The organism is Hafnia alvei, from assembly GCF_034424155.1.
GTDB lineage: Bacteria > Pseudomonadota > Gammaproteobacteria > Enterobacterales > Enterobacteriaceae > Hafnia > Hafnia alvei.
The window spans coordinates 291960-312743 of record NZ_CP139992.1; the positions used below are offsets into that span (position 1 = coordinate 291960).

Below are 20784 nucleotides of genomic sequence, written 5' to 3' on the forward strand. Positions count from 1 at the left end.
AGCTCGGAGGGAGTAATAGATAGCAGGCAACCCATCAGCGATAGATAAATGCTGGTGGGTGCAAAGGATTACTCTTGTTCCCTTCGCGGGTATTAACCCGATCAGGTTCCGCGGATCCCGAATTAACGGTCTCAGCCTGAAGTGGGAAAGGATCCCGCTCACTAGGCACTCCGACAAGAGAGCCCAGTGTAGGAGCGGGAGAGCAAAACTGCAAGCTGTTAACTAAGCTGTAATGTCTATGCTACTTTCAGGCGTTATGCTGGGCGCGCCAATGAATCATCATTATCCGCAGCAGGCGTATTGGCTTGCCAGATGTCATAGGCAATTTGGATCAGGTTGTCTTCTAAGGCAAAACGGGCGGCTAGCGTTTCCCCAATGTGTGAAAGGGCGTCATGAAGAGCTAAACACTCTTCTTCGCTCAGTTCATCATCGGTAAAGCGATCGTGAAACGCCATAATCAGCTTGGTATTATCGTGTAGCGCAGGATAGATTTTTTTTGTTACCGCCATGTGTGGGCTGTCATCGCCGCCAACCAGTTCTACGATACGATCGTAAACATGGAAATGACCGGCTGAGAGGTAATCAACCAGATTGTGGCAGAAGTTCTCCAGCGCTTTTTCATTGAGCGGGGTATGCTTTTCTTTATTTGGTTTAATACCAACCAGTGCACAATAGGCCACGAGCAGTTGCTTGCGGGCTTGCAACCATTGGTCGATTAATTCATTACTACCACCTACGCGTTGAGTCAGATGTTCGAGACGGTTGAGCATATATTCAACTCCATGAGGTAAATGTTACAAATTAGCAACAATCGAATGCCAGATTAGCAGAGGTTTAATGTCAAAGATATGGAACAACAGTTAAAAGATGATGACATCGGCTGGTGGGTAATTAGTCATGAAGGTAAGGTCTGGCTACCCCGTGGCGATCTGCCTTTTGGTTCTGCCCTGCAATGGCAACTCAGCACCAAATCGGCGCACCAAATTGGCGAGTGGGAAGGACATCCCATGTGGTTGATAGAAGAGGCGCGTCGGCAAGATATGGTGTCAGTTCGCCAACTGATTGACGTTGATCGCGGCCTTTTCCAGCTCGTTGGCCGTGGTGTTCAACTGGCCGAGTTTTTCCGTTCGCATACGTTTTGTGGTTATTGTGGACATGAGATGTACTCCAGTCGCTCAGAGTGGGCAAGTATGTGCCCTAACTGCCGCCAGCGTTATTATCCGCAAATTGCGCCGTGCATTATCGTGGCTATTCGTCGCGGCGATGAGATCCTGTTGGCGCAACATAAGCGTCACCGGAACGGTATACACACCGTATTGGCGGGTTTTGTTGAGGTGGGCGAAACGCTTGAGCAAGCTGCCGCACGTGAAATTATGGAAGAGAGTCGCGTTCAAATTAAAAACCTGCGCTACGTTGCTTCTCAGCCGTGGCCGTTCCCGCACTCATTGATGGTGGCTTTTATGGCGGATTATGCAGGCGGAGAACTTCAGCACGATCCAAAAGAGTTATTGAATGCGGGTTGGTATCGCTATGACAATCTACCTCAGCTGCCGCCAGCAGGCACGGTAGCGCGGCGTTTAATTGAAGATACCGTAGCACTTTGTCGAGAAGACACAGAAGGCGAATAACGCATGCTACAATGCGATGAGATTATTTAGGGAGCCAAAGGATGACTGAACTGAAGAACGACCGCTACCTGCGCGCACTATTGCGCCAGCCTGTAGACATAACACCGGTATGGATGATGCGTCAGGCCGGACGTTATTTGCCAGAATATAAAGCCACCCGTGCTCAGGCCGGTGATTTTATGTCTTTGTGCAAAAATGCTGAGTTAGCCTGTGAAGTCACACTTCAACCGCTGCGCCGTTATGCGCTAGATGCGGCAATTCTGTTTTCAGACATTTTGACTATTCCTGATGCGATGGGGCTTGGACTCTATTTTGAAACGGGTGAAGGCCCTCGTTTCTCATCACCGATTACCTGTAAAGCCGATGTAGAAAAACTGCCCATTCCCGATCCTGAAGATGAATTGGGGTATGTGATGAATGCGGTACGCACCATCCGTAAAAATCTGGAAGGACAGGTTCCACTGATTGGTTTCTCTGGAAGCCCGTGGACGCTCGCGACCTATATGGTGGAAGGCGGCAGCAGCAAAGCTTTCACCAAAATTAAAAAGATGATGTATGCCGAGCCAGCAACGCTGCATCTGCTGCTGGATAAACTGGCCGATAGCGTGATTTTGTACCTCAATGCGCAGATCCGCGCTGGCGCTCAGTCAGTCATGATTTTTGATACATGGGGCGGCGTGCTGACAGGCCGTGACTATCGCCTGTTCTCGCTACACTACATGCATAAAATCGTTGATGGGCTGATCCGTGAACATGACGGTCGTCGTGTTCCCGTGACGTTATTCACCAAAGGTGGTGGTCAGTGGCTGGAAGCTATGGCTGAAACCGGCTGTGACGCGTTAGGTTTAGACTGGAGCACGGATATCGCCGATGCTCGTCGCCGTGTCGGTGACAAAGTCGCGCTGCAAGGCAATATGGATCCTTCCATGCTGTATGCGCCTGCGGCTCGAATTGAGCAGGAAGTCTCGACTATCCTAGACGGTTTCGGAGAGGGCACTGGGCACGTATTCAATCTTGGTCACGGTATCCATCAGGATGTGCCGCCAGAAAATGCAGGAACCTTTGTTGAGGCTGTCCATCGGCTTTCAGCTAAGTATCATCGATAGGACTTAAAGCATGGATATGCAAGCACTGCGCGAAGAGCAGATGGAAAAAGCGAGCCAGATTGTTCGTATCGACGATCTAGGGTTTGAACAACCGACGCTTATCGCCGGTGCTGATGTGGGTTTTGAGCAAGGGGGCGAAGTTACGCGAGCGGCTATCGCAGTGTTACGTTATCCCTCCCTTGAGCTGGTGGAATACCAGATAGCACGTATCGAAACTCAAATGCCGTATATTCCTGGTTTTCTTTCGTTTCGTGAATATCCTGCGCTGCTCAAGGCGTGGGGTATGCTACAACACCGGCCACAGTTGGTGGTGGTCGATGGACAGGGAATTGCACATCCGCGTCGTTTAGGCGTTGCTAGCCATTTTGGCTTGCTTGCGGATGTTCCCACTATCGGCGTTGCTAAAAGCCGCCTGTGCGGCCAGTTTGCCCCTTTAGATAATGCCGTGGGTGCCTTGCAGCCGCTCAATGACAAACAAGAGCAAATTGGTTGGGTTTGGCGCAGTAAAGCACGCTGTAACCCGTTGTTTATATCAACGGGGCATCGTATCAGTTTGCCTACGGCTTTATCTTTTATTCAAAGCTGTATGCGAGGCTATCGCTTACCTGAACCCACGCGTTGGGCAGATGCCATCGCCTCTAATCGACCAGCTTTTCAACGCTGGTTACTCCAAGATTCTGATAATCGCGTGTAGATATAGGGATCTCTTGATTTTTCAGTTACACTGCGCCGGAATTATTTTTCAGAGACTTACTTTTCTCTAAGAGACTTAGCATGCTGCGTAACCCGATTCACAAACGGCTAGAAAAGCTGGAAAGCTGGCAACATCTTACGTTCATCGCCAGTTTGTGTGAACGTATGTACCCAAATTATCAGGCATTTTGCCTGCAAACCGGATTTGGCGATCCTATGGTTTACCGCCGAATTCTGGATCTGATTTGGGAAACATTGACGGTAAAAGACGCTAAAGTGAATTTCGACAACCAGTTAGAGAAACTGGAAGAGGCAATTCCGTCAGCTGACGACTATGATATTTACGGTGTTTACCCTGCGATTGACGCTTGTATTGCGTTGGGTGAAGCTGTGCACTCCCGTTTAAGCGGTGAGATGCTAGAACATGCGATTACAGTCAGTGAAACATCACTGCGTACCGTCGGCATGCTGGAAATGACTCAGGCCGGTCGTGAAATGACCGATGAAGAGTTGAAAGAATTACCGGCAATGCAAGATGAGTTAGACATCCAATGGGAGATTTTCCGCCTGCTCGTTGAATGCGAGGAGCGCGATTTAGAGCTCATCAAAGGATTAAGATCTGACCTGCGTGAAGCAGGTGTCAGTAATATCGGTGTAAATTTAGCGCAATAAGACGGCAAAACGTGATTTAACACCTGATTTGTCGTCCCTTAAGGCTTCACATTCGTACCCCGGTTGTTCTACATTTGGGGGGCGTAAAAAAAGTGGCTATCGGTGCGTGTATGCAGGAGAGTGCTGTCAATCGGCATATCCGTCGCACTCGATGCTTTGCAAACGATAAACACACTGTAAGGATAACTTATGAACAAGACTCAACTGATTGATGTAATCGCAGAAAAAGCTGACCTGTCTAAAACTCAGGCTAAGGCAGCTCTGGAATCTACTCTGGCAGCGATTACCGAGTCTCTGAAAGACGGTGATGCAGTACAATTGGTTGGTTTCGGTACTTTTAAAGTGAATCATCGTAACGAGCGCACTGGCCGCAACCCGCAGACTGGTATGGAAATCAAAATTGCAGCAGCAAACGTACCAGCGTTCGTTTCTGGTAAAGCTCTGAAAGACGCAGTTAAATAAGACCGCGTGATTCACAGCCTGTTTGTGAAAGAAGTAAACAGGGGGGCGTTGACGCCCCTTTTGTTCATCTGTAAACCTGTAGCGGCATTACTGATCGCGGCAGGGCTTGCTGTGACGCTCTCTGGTTGCAGTTCGCAAAACCCCTCCCCTCGTTTTACGGCAACTGGCTATATCGCCGATCAAGGCATGATGCGCATTTGGCGTAAAGACGATCCTCAGCATCAGCCGCAGGCAATTATGAGTGTCTATAGCCCCTTAGAAGGGAAAGGCACGGTAATCAGCTACTACGCCTATCAAGATGGCAAATTGAACCTAGTACGGCAAACTGTGCAGGGCAATGAGCAAAACGTTATTGAGCTTCGGTTAGATGAGAAGGGCGAAATCAGCTTTATGCAGCGCCAAATTGGCAATCAGCGACAGCTACTCACGTCTGACGATATCGCCCGAAGCCAATACCAGTCCCGCCATATGGTTGAAGTCTCAGAAGCACTGCGAGTCGGTAAAGTTCACCTCATCCAAGGCCGTTGGCAGAATGGTCAGTTCACGAGCTGCGCGGGGGAAACTCAATCTCTGAAGCTAGAAGCGTGGCAGTTGAATTGGATCGAAAGCCGAGCCGCACGTTCGTCTCAGCCTCTCGGGATAGCATGGCTTGATGCGCCAGAAGGCCGCCAGCTATTGCTGGCAGCCAATGAAGATTTTTGCAGTTGGGAACCGACGGTAGATACGCTGTAAAGAAAACCGAGAACCACCGTGATGATCCTCGGTCTGGGGGTTATTAACGACCGCGCCCGATAGCCCGATAGCCAATATCCTGACGATAGAAACTCTCTTTCCAGCCGACCTGTTTTGCGAGCTGATACGCATTTTTCTGTGCTTGCTCGATTCCATGTCCTAGGGCAGTGACGCACAATACGCGCCCGCCATGAGTCACCACATCGTTGCCCTGCATTTGGGTGCCTGCGTGGAAAACTTTCTCGCCCTCTGCGGAAACCGACGGCAGGCCATGAATGACATCACCGGTTCGATAATCTCCAGGATATCCGCCCGCAGCGATCACGACGCCTAGCGCGTCACGTTCATCCCACAGTGACTCTTTCTCGTTTAATTTACCCTCAGCACCGGCTAGGCAAAGCTCTACCAAGTCTGATTTCATGCGTAGCATGATAGGCTGAGTTTCAGGGTCGCCAAATCGACAGTTAAACTCGATAACTTTTGGCTCGCCTTGGGCTGAAATCATCAGGCCTGCGTAAAGAAAACCAGAGTACGGGTTACCCTCTTTCGCCATGCCGTGCACCGTTGGCCAGATCACCTCATCCATAACGCGCTGGTGAATTTCATCGGTGACCACCGGTGCCGGTGAATATGCACCCATGCCGCCGGTATTTGGCCCAGTGTCGCCATCGCCGACCCGTTTATGATCTTGGCTGGTGGCCATTGGTAGCACGTTCTTTCCGTCAACCATGACGATAAAGCTCGCTTCTTCGCCGTCGAGGAACTCTTCAACGACGATGCGATGGCCTGCGTCACCAAATGCGTTGCCTGCCAACATATCGTGAACCGCGGCTTCGGCTTCTTCGAGCGTCATCGCAACAATTACGCCTTTGCCTGCGGCCAGACCGTCGGCCTTGATAACGATAGGTGCGCCTTGGCTACGGATATAGCTAATGGCGGGTTCGACATCGGTAAAGTTACGATACTGGGCTGTGGGAATACGATGACGAGCCAAGAAATCTTTGGTGAATGCTTTTGAGCCTTCTAACTGAGCGGCTGCCTGTGATGGGCCGAAAATTTTCAGCCCCGCCGCTTGGAACGCATCCACGACGCCAATCACCAGCGGCGCTTCAGGGCCAACAATTGTCAGGCCAATATCATGGCTTTGGGCAAATGCCAAAAGCGCGTTGATATCGGTTGCTGAGATATCGACGTTTTCTAGGGCTGGCTCCAGCGCAGTCCCCGCATTACCTGGGGCTACGTAGACTTTATCTGCTAACGGCGATTGAGCCGCTTTCCATGCTAGTGCGTGCTCACGGCCGCCGTTACCGATAATCAGGATATTCATGCGCTCACCTCAAAAGGTGCGCCCGCAGGCGCACGAAAAACAGAAGAGATTAATAAAGATAAAAATGATTAATGACGGAAATGACGCATATCCGTGAAGATCATGGCGATCCCGTGCTCATTCGCAGCGGCGATGACTTCATCATCACGAATAGAACCCCCTGGCTGAATAACGCAGGTGATGCCGACGGATGCAGCAGCATCAATACCGTCGCGGAATGGGAAGAAAGCATCTGATGCCATCACGGAGCCCGCGACTTCTAATCCTTCATCGGCGGCTTTGATGCCGGCGATTTTGGCAGAGTACACGCGGCTCATCTGGCCAGCACCAATGCCGATGGTCATTTTGTCTCGGGCATAAACGATAGCGTTGGATTTCACAAATTTGGCTACTTTCCAGCAAAACAGCGCATCACGCATTTCCTGTTCGGTTGGTTGGCGAGTGGTGACGACGCGCAGGTCGGATTCTTTGACCATGCCTAAATCGCGGTCCTGAACCAGTAAGCCGCCGTTAACGCGTTTGAAATCTAATCCATTTTGGCGAGCATCCCATTCACCACAGGCTAAGACACGCACGTTTTGTTTGGCTGCCAGCAGCTCAAGCGCAGGTTCGCTGATGTGTGGGGCAATAATGACTTCGACAAACTGACGGCTAATAATCGCCTGAGCGGTTTCGGCGTCGAGCTCACGGTTAAAGGCAATGATGCCGCCAAAGGCAGAGGTTGGGTCAGTTTTATAAGCGCGCTCGTAGGCATCTAAAATAGAACCACCAACGGCAACACCGCACGGGTTAGCATGCTTCACAATCACACAAGCTGGCTCACTAAACTCTTTCACACACTCCAACGCTGCATCGGTATCAGCAATGTTGTTGTAAGAAAGCGCTTTGCCCTGAAGCTGATTGGCGGTTGCAACAGATGCTTCAGTCACATTCTCTTCTATATAGAAGGCAGCATCCTGATGGCTGTTTTCTCCGTAGCGCATATCTTGTTTCTTTATATAGCTCAGATTCAGCGTGCGAGGGAAGCGGCCAGAAGGTTCTTCGGTATTACCATAATAAGGAGGAACCATCGTTCCAAAGTAATTCGCGATCATGCCATCGTAGGCAGCGGTGTGCTCGAATGCCTTAATGGCTAAATCGAAACGCGTCGCGTGGGTTAAAGAACCCTCATTGCTATCCATCTCATTAATGATGGCATCGAAGTCACTATTGTTCACCACAATCGCAACGTCTTTATGATTCTTGGCTGCCGAGCGCACCATGGTTGGTCCACCGATATCGATATTCTCAACGGCGTCGGCTAAAGAGCAATCTGGGCGAGCTACGGTCTGAGCGAAGGGATAAAGATTCACAACAACCATATCGATAGGCTTAATATCGTGGTGAGACATAATGTCATCGTCTTGGCCGCGACGACCAAGAATTCCGCCATGCACTTTAGGATGCAAAGTCTTCACTCGGCCATCCATCATTTCGGGGAATCCGGTGTAATCAGAAACCTCGGTCACGGGTAAACCTGCTTCCGCTAACAGGCGGGCAGTGCCGCCGGTTGAAAGCAGCTCAACGCCACGCGAACTGAGCGCCTGAGCAAACTCAACAATACCGGCTTTATCAGATACGCTGAGCAGCGCACGGCGAATCGGACGGTAAGCGGAAGCTGAGCTCGTGTTTTGTGAACTGGAATGCATGGTAGTTATATCCCTCGGCTATGGAATCGCAATATAAAGAGCGTTATGTGAATACGGTATGCCCGTTTTATTCAAATAACGCCCCTTCGTTGGAAGAGGTCGAAAGATTTTAGCGCATCCAGATTGTAACGAAAACGTTTGCGTGATGCTCGTCAAATTTGTCACCAATATCGTTCTGTGGATAAGTTTGTGCACAAATAGGTATAAAGCGGGGTTTTGCTGTGGAATGCAGCAAACGATCAATTTAATGGAAATTAAGGGTTGTCAGCCCGTGAGAACTCCCTATAATGCGCCTCCATCGACACGGAACATGTGAATCACTTCACACCGTATCGGCGGTTTCGATAAGAAATCGCAAGAGAAAAAATCCTGAAATTTAGGGTTGACTCTGAAAGAGGAAAGCGTATTATACGCCACCTCGAGTTAGCAAGCTTAGTCTCCTAACTCACTGCTCTTTAACAATTTATCAGACAATCTGTGTGGGCACTCACAAGACAATATCTAACGTCCTCGGACGATAAAATATTAAAGTCTTGAAGAGTGACCAAGCAGTAATTCATTTAGTTGAATTATTACGAAAGTTAATTTTCGAGCATCGCTTCACTTGTTGAAGCAAATCAAGCTTTTAATTGAAGAGTTTGATCATGGCTCAGATTGAACGCTGGCGGCAGGCCTAACACATGCAAGTCGAGCGGTAGCACAAGAGAGCTTGCTCTCTGGGTGACGAGCGGCGGACGGGTGAGTAATGTCTGGGAAACTGCCTGATGGAGGGGGATAACTACTGGAAACGGTAGCTAATACCGCATGATGTCTTCGGACCAAAGTGGGGGACCTTCGGGCCTCACGCCATCAGATGTGCCCAGATGGGATTAGCTAGTAGGTGGGGTAATGGCTCACCTAGGCGACGATCTCTAGCTGGTCTGAGAGGATGACCAGCCACACTGGAACTGAGACACGGTCCAGACTCCTACGGGAGGCAGCAGTGGGGAATATTGCACAATGGGCGCAAGCCTGATGCAGCCATGCCGCGTGTATGAAGAAGGCCTTCGGGTTGTAAAGTACTTTCAGCGAGGAGGAAGGCATTGTGGTTAATAACCACAGTGATTGACGTTACTCGCAGAAGAAGCACCGGCTAACTCCGTGCCAGCAGCCGCGGTAATACGGAGGGTGCAAGCGTTAATCGGAATTACTGGGCGTAAAGCGCACGCAGGCGGTTTGTTAAGTCAGATGTGAAATCCCCGAGCTTAACTTGGGAACTGCATTTGAAACTGGCAAGCTAGAGTCTTGTAGAGGGGGGTAGAATTCCAGGTGTAGCGGTGAAATGCGTAGAGATCTGGAGGAATACCGGTGGCGAAGGCGGCCCCCTGGACAAAGACTGACGCTCAGGTGCGAAAGCGTGGGGAGCAAACAGGATTAGATACCCTGGTAGTCCACGCTGTAAACGATGTCGACTTGGAGGTTGTGCCCTTGAGGCGTGGCTTCCGGAGCTAACGCGTTAAGTCGACCGCCTGGGGAGTACGGCCGCAAGGTTAAAACTCAAATGAATTGACGGGGGCCCGCACAAGCGGTGGAGCATGTGGTTTAATTCGATGCAACGCGAAGAACCTTACCTACTCTTGACATCCAGAGAATTTAGCAGAGATGCTTTAGTGCCTTCGGGAACTCTGAGACAGGTGCTGCATGGCTGTCGTCAGCTCGTGTTGTGAAATGTTGGGTTAAGTCCCGCAACGAGCGCAACCCTTATCCTTTGTTGCCAGCGCGTAATGGCGGGAACTCAAAGGAGACTGCCGGTGATAAACCGGAGGAAGGTGGGGATGACGTCAAGTCATCATGGCCCTTACGAGTAGGGCTACACACGTGCTACAATGGCATATACAAAGAGAAGCAAACTCGCGAGAGCAAGCGGACCTCATAAAGTATGTCGTAGTCCGGATTGGAGTCTGCAACTCGACTCCATGAAGTCGGAATCGCTAGTAATCGTAGATCAGAATGCTACGGTGAATACGTTCCCGGGCCTTGTACACACCGCCCGTCACACCATGGGAGTGGGTTGCAAAAGAAGTAGGTAGCTTAACCTTCGGGAGGGCGCTTACCACTTTGTGATTCATGACTGGGGTGAAGTCGTAACAAGGTAACCGTAGGGGAACCTGCGGTTGGATCACCTCCTTACCTAAAGATAGCGTTAAGTGCAGTGTCCACACAGATTGTCTGATGAAATTAATGAGCAAGAGCACCTGTTGATGTCGTGAGTTTTAAGACTCATGCTGATACGAAACGAGAAAGCGAAAGCTTTGTCGGTATTTTCGTGTCCCCATCGTCTAGAGGCCTAGGACACTGCCCTTTCACGGCTGTAACAGGGGTTCGAATCCCCTTGGGGACGCCATTCCGATAATGAGTGAAAGACATTATCACCTGAATATCTTAAAGATGACTTTATTAAGTCGTGTTTAAGATATTGCTCTTTAACAATCTGGAACAAGCTGAAATTTGAAAGCTTAAGCAACTGTGAGACACACTGACACAGTTTGCATTAAGCAGTCTCTCAATTTTTTGCAATCTTGAATGCTGTCTTGAACCGGTTCGTAACCGCGTTCACTAAAAAGACACCTTCGGGTTGTGAGGTTAAGTGACTAAGCGTACACGGTGGATGCCTAGGCAGTCAGAGGCGATGAAGGACGTGCTAATCTGCGATAAGCGTCGGTAAGCTGATATGAAGCGTTATAACCGACGATTTCCGAATGGGGAAACCCAGTGTGATTCGTCACACTATCGTTAAGTGAATACATAGCTTAACGAAGCGAACCAGGGGAACTGAAACATCTAAGTACCCTGAGGAAAAGAAATCAACCGAGATTCCCCTAGTAGCGGCGAGCGAACGGGGAGCAGCCCAGAACCTTAATCAGCGTATGTGTCAGAGGAACGGTCTGGAAAGTCCGGCGATACAGGGTGATAGCCCCGTACTTGAAAATGCATACGTTGTGAGTTCGATGAGTAGGGCGGGACACGTGACATCCTGTCTGAATATGGGGGGACCATCCTCCAAGGCTAAATACTCCTGACTGACCGATAGTGAACCAGTACCGTGAGGGAAAGGCGAAAAGAACCCCGGCGAGGGGAGTGAAATAGAACCTGAAACCGTGTACGTACAAGCAGTGGGAGCCTCTTTTATGGGGTGACTGCGTACCTTTTGTATAATGGGTCAGCGACTTATATTTTGTAGCAAGGTTAACCGAATAGGGGAGCCGTAGGGAAACCGAGTCTTAACTGGGCGTCAAGTTGCAAGGTATAGACCCGAAACCCGGTGATCTAGCCATGGGCAGGTTGAAGGTTGGGTAACACTAACTGGAGGACCGAACCGACTAATGTTGAAAAATTAGCGGATGACTTGTGGCTGGGGGTGAAAGGCCAATCAAACCGGGAGATAGCTGGTTCTCCCCGAAAGCTATTTAGGTAGCGCCTCGTGAACTCATCTTCGGGGGTAGAGCACTGTTTCGACTAGGGGGTCATCCCGACTTACCAACTCGATGCAAACTACGAATACCGAAGAATGTTATCACGGGAGACACACGGCGGGTGCTAACGTCCGTCGTGAAGAGGGAAACAACCCAGACCGCCAGCTAAGGTCCCAAAGTCATAGTTAAGTGGGAAACGATGTGGGAAGGCATAGACAGCCAGGATGTTGGCTTAGAAGCAGCCATCATTTAAAGAAAGCGTAATAGCTCACTGGTCGAGTCGGCCTGCGCGGAAGATGTAACGGGGCTAAACTATGCACCGAAGCTGCGGCAGCGACACTTAGGTGTTGTTGGGTAGGGGAGCGTTCTGTAAGCCGTTGAAGGTGGCTCGTGAGGGTTGCTGGAGGTATCAGAAGTGCGAATGCTGACATAAGTAACGATAAAGCGGGTGAAAAACCCGCTCGCCGGAAGACCAAGGGTTCCTGTCCAACGTTAATCGGGGCAGGGTGAGTCGACCCCTAAGGCGAGGCCGAAAGGCGTAGTCGATGGGAAACAGGTTAATATTCCTGTACTCGGTGTTACTGCGAAGGGGGGACGGAGAAGGCTAGGCTATCCGGGCGACGGTTGTCCCGGTTTAAGCGTGTAGGGGGAAAGCATTGGTAAATCCGTGCTTTTATTAACCCTGAGGCGTGATGACGAGTCACTACGGTGATGAAGTAGTTGATGCCAAGCTTCCAGGAAAAGCCTCTAAGCTCTAGGTAACATTGAATCGTACCCCAAACCGACACAGGTGGTCAGGTAGAGAATACCAAGGCGCTTGAGAGAACTCGGGTGAAGGAACTAGGCAAAATGGTGCCGTAACTTCGGGAGAAGGCACGCTGGCGCGTAGGTGAAGTCCCTTGCGGATGGAGCTGAAGCCAGTCGAAGATACCAGCTGGCTGCAACTGTTTAATAAAAACACAGCACTGTGCAAACACGAAAGTGGACGTATACGGTGTGACGCCTGCCCGGTGCTGGAAGGTTAATTGATGGGGTCAGCCGCAAGGCGAAGCTCTTGATCGAAGCCCCAGTAAACGGCGGCCGTAACTATAACGGTCCTAAGGTAGCGAAATTCCTTGTCGGGTAAGTTCCGACCTGCACGAATGGCGTAATGATGGCCAGGCTGTCTCCACCCGAGACTCAGTGAAATTGAACTCGCTGTGAAGATGCAGTGTACCCGCGGCAAGACGGAAAGACCCCGTGAACCTTTACTATAGCTTGACACTGAACATTGAGCCTTGATGTGTAGGATAGGTGGGAGGCTTTGAAGCGTGGACGCCAGTCTGCGTGGAGCCAACCTTGAAATACCACCCTTTAATGTTTGATGTTCTAACTCCGGTCCCTAATCGGGATTGAGGACAGTGTCTGGTGGGTAGTTTGACTGGGGCGGTCTCCTCCTAAAGAGTAACGGAGGAGCACGAAGGTTAGCTAATCACGGTCGGACATCGTGAGGTTAGTGCAATGGCATAAGCTAGCTTGACTGCGAGAGTGACGGCTCGAGCAGGTACGAAAGTAGGTCATAGTGATCCGGTGGTTCTGAATGGAAGGGCCATCGCTCAACGGATAAAAGGTACTCCGGGGATAACAGGCTGATACCGCCCAAGAGTTCATATCGACGGCGGTGTTTGGCACCTCGATGTCGGCTCATCACATCCTGGGGCTGAAGTAGGTCCCAAGGGTATGGCTGTTCGCCATTTAAAGTGGTACGCGAGCTGGGTTTAGAACGTCGTGAGACAGTTCGGTCCCTATCTGCCGTGGGCGTTGGAAGATTGAGAGGGGCTGCTCCTAGTACGAGAGGACCGGAGTGGACGCATCACTGGTGTTCGGGTTGTCATGCCAATGGCATTGCCCGGTAGCTAAATGCGGAAAAGATAAGCGCTGAAAGCATCTAAGCGCGAAACTTGCCTCGAGATGAGTCTTCCCTGAGACCTTGAGTCTCCTAAAGGAACGTTTAAGACTAAGACGTTGATAGGCTGGGTGTGTAAGCGTAGCGATACGTTGAGCTAACCAGTACTAATGATCCGTGAGGCTTAACCTTACAACACCGAAGGTGTTTTAAGACGCAGAGACGCGAAAACACAAAGAGTAAGCTTGTTGAACAGATTGGTTTGTATGGCTAGCTGTAGAAATACAGAAAGCGGTACAAATAACAGAATATGCCTGGCGGCGATAGCGCGGTGGTCCCACCTGACCCCATGCCGAACTCAGAAGTGAAACGCCGTAGCGCCGATGGTAGTGTGGGGTCTCCCCATGCGAGAGTAGGGAACTGCCAGGCTCCAAATTAGTTGTGCTGATATGGCTCAGTTGGTAGAGCGCACCCTTGGTAAGGGTGAGGTCCCCAGTTCGACTCTGGGTATCAGCACCACTCTAATTAGTGGTTAATGTTCGGCTTAAAAAGAATTTGTCTGGCGGCAACAGCGCGGTGGTCCCACCTGACCCCATGCCGAACTCAGAAGTGAAACGCCGTAGCGCCGATGGTAGTGTGGGGTCTCCCCATGCGAGAGTAGGGAACTGCCAGACTTTAAATAAAGTAAAGAACCTCAGTCGAAAGACTGGGGTTTTTTGCTTTATATAATTTGATAATTGCCGACTTGAGCATGGAACGGCCCGCAGGGGCGTATCATGCGACAACATCGTCGGGAACGATTTTGAACAACGCGCAGCGTTGGCCCGAAGGGTAAGTCTCAGGATGAGACGAGTATTGTAGGGAACGGTCAAACGTCATCGAAAGAACCTCAGTCGAAAGACTGGGGTTTTTTGCTATGGGAAATTTGAGAATTTTCTATTCAAAGCTTGTATGAAAACATTATAAAAAAGCCATCCGATAGGATGGCTTTTTGTGTTTCTAGGCTTAGAAATTAGTGAGACGTTCCCTGTGAGATCCCAACTCCTGTTTGCGAGCGCACAAACTGTGAGTAGAAACGTCCGCGTTCTTGCACTGCGGCTTCTGAATTATCCGTGATAGAAAATAGCCATGTGCCAATAAAAGCAGCGGCCATTGAGAATAGCGCCGGATATTCATAGGGGTAGATTGGCGCAGCATGGCCGAGGACTTTGACCCAAATTGTTGGGCCTAAAATCATCAGTATCACCGCGGTCAACAGACCTAACCAACCACCGACCATCGCTCCTCTTGTTGTTAACTTTGACCAGTACATAGAGAGAATAAGTATTGGGAAGTTACAGCTGGCGGCAATAGAGAATGCTAAGCCGACCATGAAAGCGATGTTTTGATTCTCGAACAAAATACCTAAGCCAATAGCGACAAGCCCAAGAACCAATACGGTGATTTTCGATACCTTTAGCTCATCACGCTCTGTTGCTTTGCCTTGTTTAAATACGTTGGCATACAGATCGTGGGATACCGCAGATGCCCCAGCTAACGTTAGTCCTGCGACCACCGCAAGAATAGTGGCGAAGGCGACGGCAGAGATGAAGCCAAGGAAGAAACTTCCTCCAACTGCATCGGCTAAGTGAACCGCTGCCATGTTGGTACCGCCGATCAGTGCGCCAGCGGCATCTTTAAAGGCAGGGTTTGAACCAACGAGTACGATAGCGCCAAAACCGATGATGAAGGTTAGGAAATAGAAGTACCCCATAAAACCGGTAGCATAGAACACGCTCTTACGTGCTTCTTTCGCATCACTAACGGTAAAGAAGCGCATCAGAATATGAGGCAAACCTGCGGTACCAAACATCAAAGCTAAGCCGAGAGACAATGCGCTGATGGGATCTGAAACTAATCCACCGGGGCGCATAATCGCAGGGCCTTTGGGATTAACTTCCATCGCTTGATTGAACAAGGTGTTGAAGCTGAAACCGACAGATTTCATCACCATGATGGCCATGAACGATGCGCCAGCCAGCAGCAGCACGGCCTTAATGATTTGTACCCATGTGGTTGCCAGCATGCCGCCAAAGAGTACATACATCACCATAAGTACACCGACTAAAACGACGGCAACATGGTAATTCAAGCCAAACAGTAGCTCGATAAGCTTTCCTGCGCCCACCATCTGCGCAATCAAATACAAGGCAACGACCACTAACGATCCGCAGGCTGAGAGCGTTCGAATCGGTTTTTGTTTAAGACGATACGAAGCCACATCGGCAAAGGTATAACGGCCTAAATTACGCAGGCGCTCTGCAACCAGAAACAGCATGATTGGCCAGCCAACCAAAAAGCCCAAAGAGTAAATCAGTCCGTCATAGCCAGAGGTATAAACCAGTGCGGAAATCCCTAAGAACGATGCGGCTGACATGAAGTCCCCCGCCATGGCGAGACCATTTTGTAGACCGGTAATATTGCCACCCGCGGTGTAATAATCCTTACGCGAACGAGTGCGTTTGGAGGCCCAATAGGTGATGTAAAGCGTCGCGCCAACGAATATGACAAACATGACGATGGCTTGAATGTTTAACGGTTGTCTTTCAACTGCGCCAGTAATGGCATCGGCGGCATAGCTGGAGAAAGGCAGCACCGCCAGAGATAACAAGGTTAAAAGGCGAGATTTCATTGCTCAACCTCCTGCAGTATTTGGTGGTTGAGACGATCAAACTCGCCGTTTGCCCGAATAACATAGACGCCCGTTAATAGGAAAGAAACCACAATCAAGCCAATGCCGATGGGGATCCCGCGCGTTACGCTAGAACCTTCGGATATCGGTGTCCCTAGCCAACCGGGCGCAAAAGCGATGAGGAGAATAAAGCCGAAATACAGGATCATCATTATCCATGAAAGCGTCCAAGCGAATCTTTCACGTTTTTGCACCAGTTCCTTGAAGCGCGGGTTATTTTCAATCCTTTGATAAATGGCATCATTCATCAGAGCGACTCCTAGTAAGGCATTGATTGAATAAAAGCTGCCCCGTGGGCATAACCTTTTGAGGGGGTATGCCCATGAAGTCAACTCATTGCCGCGCTCAGGCGGCGACAGGTCATACGACTAATTAAGATGAAACTTCCATTGATTGTTTTTCTTCTAACAACTTCTCGACAACGCCCGGATCGGCCAGCGTTGAGGTATCCCCCAAGTTGCTGGTATCACCGGCTGCAATCTTACGCAGAATGCGGCGCATAATTTTCCCTGAACGGGTTTTAGGTAGTGCATCGGTCCAGTGCAAAATATCCGGTGTGGCTATCGGGCCAATCTCTTTACGCACCCAGTTGCGTACTTCGGTATAGAGCTCTGGCGTTGGCTCTTCCCCGTGATTGAGCGTGATGTAAGCGTAGATCGCCTGTCCTTTAATGTTATGCGGAACGCCGACCACTGCGGCCTCTGCGATCTTTGGATGAGAGACAAGCGCAGACTCTATTTCAGCCGTTCCCAAACGGTGTCCTGAAACGTTAAGAACGTCATCGACACGTCCGGTGATCCAGTAGTACCCGTCTTCATCGCGACGTGCGCCGTCACCGCTAAAATACATGCCCTTAAAGGTAGAGAAGTAGGTTTGCTCATAGCGATCGTGATCGCCGAATAATGTGCGAGCCTGACCCGGCCATGAATCAACCATCACCAGATTACCTTCGCAGGCACCTTCCTGTGGTACGCCGCTGTTATCCACCAACGCAGGTTGTACACCAAAGAAAGGCAGCGTTGCAGAACCTGCTTTAAGCTCGGTGGCTCCCGGCAACGGTGTGATCATGAAGCCACCGGTTTCGGTCTGCCACCAAGTGTCCATAATTGGGCACTTACCGTTACCGATTTTGTTGAAGTACCATTCCCATGCTTCTGGGTTGATAGGTTCGCCCACCGAACCCATGATGCGTAAAGAGGTACGCTGCGTACCTTCGGTCGCTTTGTCACCTTCTGCCATCAATGCACGAATAGCCGTCGGTGCGGTGTATAGAATGTTTACCTGATGCTTATCCACGACTTGCGATAAGCGGTTTACGCCAGGATAGTTAGGCACACCTTCAAACATCAGCGTAATTGCACCGTTGGCGAGTGGGCCGTACAGCAGATAGCTATGGCCTGTAACCCAACCCACGTCGGCGGTGCACCAATAGATATCGCCAGGATGATAATCAAAGACATATTTGAACGTGGTTGCGGCATAAACCAAATAGCCACCGGTGGTATGCAGCACGCCCTTAGGCTTACCGGTTGAACCTGAGGTATATAGAATGAATAGCGGATCTTCAGCATTCATTTCTTCGGCTGGACAATTAGCATCGACCTGCTCAATTAGGTCATGCCACCAGAGATCGCGCCCTGCATTCCATTCGCCCTGTTTGCCCGTGCGTTTGAAGACCACCACGTGCTCAACGCTTTTAACATTTGGGTTTCTCAGTGCGTCATCGACGTTTTTCTTTAGCGGAATAGGGCGCCCAGCGCGCAGTCCTTCATCAGCGGTAATCACCACTTTTGAATTGGAATCGATAATACGTCCCGCGACGGCTTCGGGAGAGAAACCACCAAAAATGACAGAATGAATGGCACCGATACGTGCGCAGGCCAGCATCGCCACCGCCGCTTCAACCACCATTGGCATATAGATAGCGACTACATCGCCTTTTTTCACGCCAAGCTTTTTCAGCACGTTGCCGAAACGACAGACATCGTGATGCAGTTCGCGATAGGTAACGGTTTTGCTTTCCTGTGGGTTATCACCTTCCCAGATGATCGCCGTTTGGTTTCCACGCTCTTCTAAGTGGCGATCGAGGCAGTTCGCTGCCAAGTTCAAGGTGCCGTCTTCAAACCAGCGAATGCTGACATGACCGGGATCGAATGAAGTATTTTTTACTTTGCTATAGGGCTTCATCCAATCAACAATTTTTCCGTATTCGGCCCAAAAGCCTTCGGGGTCGCTAACCGAGCGTTGATAGAGTTCACGGTACATCTGTGGATTAATCAGGGTATGTTCTGCAATGTTTGCAGGAATCGAATGTTTATGGATCTGGCTCATCGTTATCCTCCTTGCGGATGTTAATATTATGTCAATATAAGGTTAAATCTGTTTTGCGCGCTCTATTTGTGTCTTTTTTGCGCGATTGATCACGCAATAAAAATATTGATATCTAGCAAGGCAATAACGAGAAGAGTGGGCTTAGTATTTGCTCATCCAAGATGGATAAATTGAGTGAGATTAAATTATAAGAAAATGAATGAAATTACGTGGAGTAACAATATATCTGCTAATAATCGGCTCATAAGAAAATAAAGAGAAAAACCTATTATTAGAATAATCAGAGAATAGAAAATAGAACACAACGAGATTATTTTTTCACCATCATAAAGATAATGAAGTAGGAATATATCTACGCATGCACCATCATGGTGCATAATATCTCACTATCTAACGACTAATTATTCGTTTCAGCTCAAAATTATACCAAAACGTATGCATAATTAATCGCACAAATATACACGCGTGTTTTGTGTTTTATCACCTTAATATTTTCTTTTATAACAAATGGTTATTTGTAGTTCTATTTTGAAAGAAGCCTATCTGGACACGGTTTCAGCGTACATTCCGATTCAATATTGGCTTGCGGAAAGCCCGTGCAAAATGGTACAGAATATAGGTCACGGTTGGACAGGTCGTGATAGGAACGAGGTAAATCCTTTAGACTATAAAACTACATCTGCAGATAAATATAAGAAGCTGAGTAGGCTCTATTATAATTGAGGAACATTTTCGGGAATGAAAAAATTTAAGTTTACGCTCGCTTGGCAAATCGTCGCTGCATTAATTTTGGGTATTATTGTTGGCGCTGTTTTGCACAATCAGGAAGAGTCTCGCGTTTGGCTGGTGAATAATATTCTGAGCCCTGCTGGTGATATCTTTATTCGTTTGATCAAGATGATTGTTATCCCGATAGTGATTTCAACGCTTATCGTGGGTATCGCCGGCGTTGGTGACGCCAAAAAGCTGGGCCGTATCGGTCTTAAAACCATTATTTACTTTGAAGTGATCACCACGGTAGCGATTATCGTGGGGATTACGCTGGCAAACGTCTTCCAACCGGGGCACGGCATTGATATGTCAACGCTAGCCACCGTCGACATTTCGCAATACGAAAAGACTACTGAACAGGTGCAAAGCGGTTCGCATAGTTTGGTTTCGACCATTCTGGCGCTGATCCCTTCTAACCTGTTTGCATCGATGGCCAAAGGCGATATTTTGCCGATCATCTTCTTTTCAGTGTTGTTTGGTCTGGGCTTATCTTCGTTGCCAAAAGAGACCAAAGAGCCACTGCTGAAGGTGTTTAAAGCCGTTTCGGAAAGCATGTTTAAAGTAACCCATATGATTATGCGTTACGCGCCTATCGGGGTATTTGGCCTGATTTCCGTGACCGTAGCCAACTTTGGTTTTGCGTCTTTAGTACCGCTCGCCAAGCTGGTTGTGCTGGTTTACTTTGCGATTATCTTCTTCGCATTAGTCGTTTTGGGATCGGTCGCCAAGCTGTGTAAGCTCAGCATCTGGACGTTAATTAAGATCCTCAAAGATGAGCTGATTTTGGCTTATTCCACCGCCAGTTCTGAAACGGTATTGCCGCGAATTATTGAGAAGATGGAAGCCTACGGCGCACCAAAATCTATCACTAGTTTTGTGGTACCAACCGGTTACTCGTTTAATTTGGATGGCTCTACGCTTTATCAAAGTATTGCGGCTATTTTCATTGCTCAGCTGTACGGTATTGATTTGTCTATTGGCCAAGAGATCGTATTAGTCCTGACGCTGATGGTCACCTCTAAAGGTATTGCTGGTGTGCCTGGTGTTTCATTTGTGGTGCTATTGGCTACGCTGGGCAGCGTGGGTATCCCGCTAGAAGGCTTGGCGTTTATTGCCGGTGTTGACCGTATTTTAGATATGGCACGTACAGCGTTAAACGTGGTGGGTAATGCCTTAGCGGTTCTGGTCATTGCCAAATGGGAACATCAGTTCGATCGTAAGAAAGCCAAGGCTTATGAAGCAAATATGCTGGTGAAAGCTGAGCAAGTTTAAACGCTATAGTTGACCTACCCCTCCCCCTGCAAAG

The 20784-nt window shown here is 49.3% G+C and carries 13 protein-coding genes, 2 tRNA genes, 4 rRNA genes and 1 riboswitch; of the genes, 13 read left to right on the forward strand and 6 right to left on the reverse strand.

Annotation, left to right across the window (positions count from 1 at the left end):
* Window positions 1-61: 61 nt before the first annotated feature.
* Window positions 62-183, reverse strand: a riboswitch (TPP riboswitch).
* Between the two features lie 71 nt (window positions 184-254).
* The gene (locus tag U0008_RS01370) at window positions 255-770 is read right to left on the reverse strand and encodes an Rsd/AlgQ family anti-sigma factor (protein WP_025802803.1); all 516 of its coding nucleotides are present in this window, start codon (window positions 768-770) and stop codon (window positions 255-257) included.
* A gap of 78 nt (window positions 771-848) precedes the next feature.
* On the opposite strand from U0008_RS01370, the gene nudC reads away from it, so the two are divergent.
* The 6 genes from nudC to U0008_RS01400 all read left to right on the forward strand — a co-directional run bounded on the left by nudC (window position 849) and on the right by U0008_RS01400 (window position 5293).
* Window positions 849-1628 carry an NAD(+) diphosphatase gene (nudC, locus tag U0008_RS01375; RefSeq protein ID WP_043490379.1) on the forward strand — a complete coding sequence of 260 codons (780 nt, stop codon included), beginning with the start codon at window positions 849-851 and terminating at the stop codon, window positions 1626-1628.
* Between the two features lie 41 nt (window positions 1629-1669).
* Window positions 1670-2734: a uroporphyrinogen decarboxylase gene (hemE, locus tag U0008_RS01380; protein ID WP_043490382.1), complete on the forward strand. Its 1065-nt coding sequence runs from the start codon at window positions 1670-1672 to the stop codon at window positions 2732-2734.
* A gap of 10 nt (window positions 2735-2744) precedes the next feature.
* Entirely contained in the window at window positions 2745-3428 is a 684-nt protein-coding gene (gene nfi, locus U0008_RS01385) for a deoxyribonuclease V (RefSeq protein ID WP_043490384.1), read from the forward strand.
* Window positions 3429-3508: 80 nt separating this feature from the next.
* Window positions 3509-4099 (forward strand): YjaG family protein, encoded by a 591-nt coding sequence (locus U0008_RS01390; protein ID WP_004089424.1) that lies wholly within the window; start codon window positions 3509-3511, stop codon window positions 4097-4099.
* A gap of 189 nt (window positions 4100-4288) precedes the next feature.
* Window positions 4289-4561: a nucleoid-associated protein HU-alpha gene (gene hupA, locus U0008_RS01395; protein ID WP_025802812.1), complete on the forward strand. Its 273-nt coding sequence runs from the start codon at window positions 4289-4291 to the stop codon at window positions 4559-4561.
* 48 nt (window positions 4562-4609) lie between these two features.
* A complete protein-coding gene (locus U0008_RS01400; protein WP_051874057.1) occupies window positions 4610-5293 on the forward strand; it encodes a DUF1481 domain-containing protein in 684 nt (227 codons plus the stop codon).
* A gap of 43 nt (window positions 5294-5336) precedes the next feature.
* On the opposite strand, the gene purD is transcribed toward U0008_RS01400, so the two are convergent.
* Together purD and purH are read right to left on the reverse strand one after the other, a co-directional pair.
* Complete coding sequence (gene purD / locus U0008_RS01405) at window positions 5337-6620, reverse strand: phosphoribosylamine--glycine ligase (protein ID WP_043490386.1); 1284 nt, start codon at window positions 6618-6620, stop codon at window positions 5337-5339.
* Window positions 6621-6688: 68 nt separating this feature from the next.
* On the reverse strand, window positions 6689-8308 hold the full coding sequence (purH, locus tag U0008_RS01410; protein ID WP_051874058.1) for a bifunctional phosphoribosylaminoimidazolecarboxamide formyltransferase/IMP cyclohydrolase: 1620 nt from the start codon (window positions 8306-8308) through the stop codon (window positions 6689-6691).
* Window positions 8309-8934: 626 nt separating this feature from the next.
* Here purH and U0008_RS01415 point away from each other — a divergent pair.
* The 6 genes from U0008_RS01415 to rrf (U0008_RS01440) all read left to right on the forward strand — a co-directional run bounded on the left by U0008_RS01415 (window position 8935) and on the right by rrf (U0008_RS01440) (window position 14319).
* Window positions 8935-10477: ribosomal RNA gene (locus tag U0008_RS01415) — 16S ribosomal RNA — on the forward strand.
* Between the two features lie 138 nt (window positions 10478-10615).
* Window positions 10616-10691, forward strand: a tRNA-Glu gene (locus U0008_RS01420).
* 237 nt (window positions 10692-10928) lie between these two features.
* A 23S ribosomal RNA gene (locus U0008_RS01425) occupies window positions 10929-13837 on the forward strand.
* Window positions 13838-13958: 121 nt separating this feature from the next.
* Window positions 13959-14074 (forward strand): 5S ribosomal RNA (gene rrf / locus U0008_RS01430).
* 14 nt (window positions 14075-14088) lie between these two features.
* Window positions 14089-14164: transfer RNA gene (locus tag U0008_RS01435), tRNA-Thr, on the forward strand.
* Window positions 14165-14203: 39 nt separating this feature from the next.
* Window positions 14204-14319 (forward strand): 5S ribosomal RNA (gene rrf / locus U0008_RS01440).
* The 16S, 23S and 5S rRNA genes sit together here with 2 tRNA genes alongside, the layout of an rRNA operon.
* A gap of 338 nt (window positions 14320-14657) precedes the next feature.
* On the opposite strand, the gene actP is transcribed toward rrf (U0008_RS01440), so the two are convergent.
* The 3 genes from actP to acs form a co-directional block, all read right to left on the reverse strand.
* Window positions 14658-16316, reverse strand: a complete 1659-nt coding sequence (actP, locus tag U0008_RS01445; RefSeq protein WP_043490398.1) for a cation/acetate symporter ActP — start codon at window positions 16314-16316, stop codon at window positions 14658-14660.
* The gene (locus tag U0008_RS01450) at window positions 16313-16624 is read right to left on the reverse strand and encodes a DUF485 domain-containing protein (protein WP_025802519.1); all 312 of its coding nucleotides are present in this window, start codon (window positions 16622-16624) and stop codon (window positions 16313-16315) included. The genes actP and U0008_RS01450 overlap by 4 nt, the downstream gene beginning before the upstream one ends.
* 124 nt (window positions 16625-16748) lie before the next feature.
* Window positions 16749-18707: an acetate--CoA ligase gene (gene acs / locus U0008_RS01455; RefSeq protein ID WP_043490400.1), complete on the reverse strand. Its 1959-nt coding sequence runs from the start codon at window positions 18705-18707 to the stop codon at window positions 16749-16751.
* Window positions 18708-19445: 738 nt separating this feature from the next.
* Between acs and gltP the strand changes: the two genes are divergently transcribed.
* The gene (gene gltP / locus U0008_RS01460) at window positions 19446-20750 is read left to right on the forward strand and encodes a glutamate/aspartate:proton symporter GltP (protein ID WP_025802515.1); all 1305 of its coding nucleotides are present in this window, start codon (window positions 19446-19448) and stop codon (window positions 20748-20750) included.
* Window positions 20751-20784 lie beyond the last annotated feature (34 nt).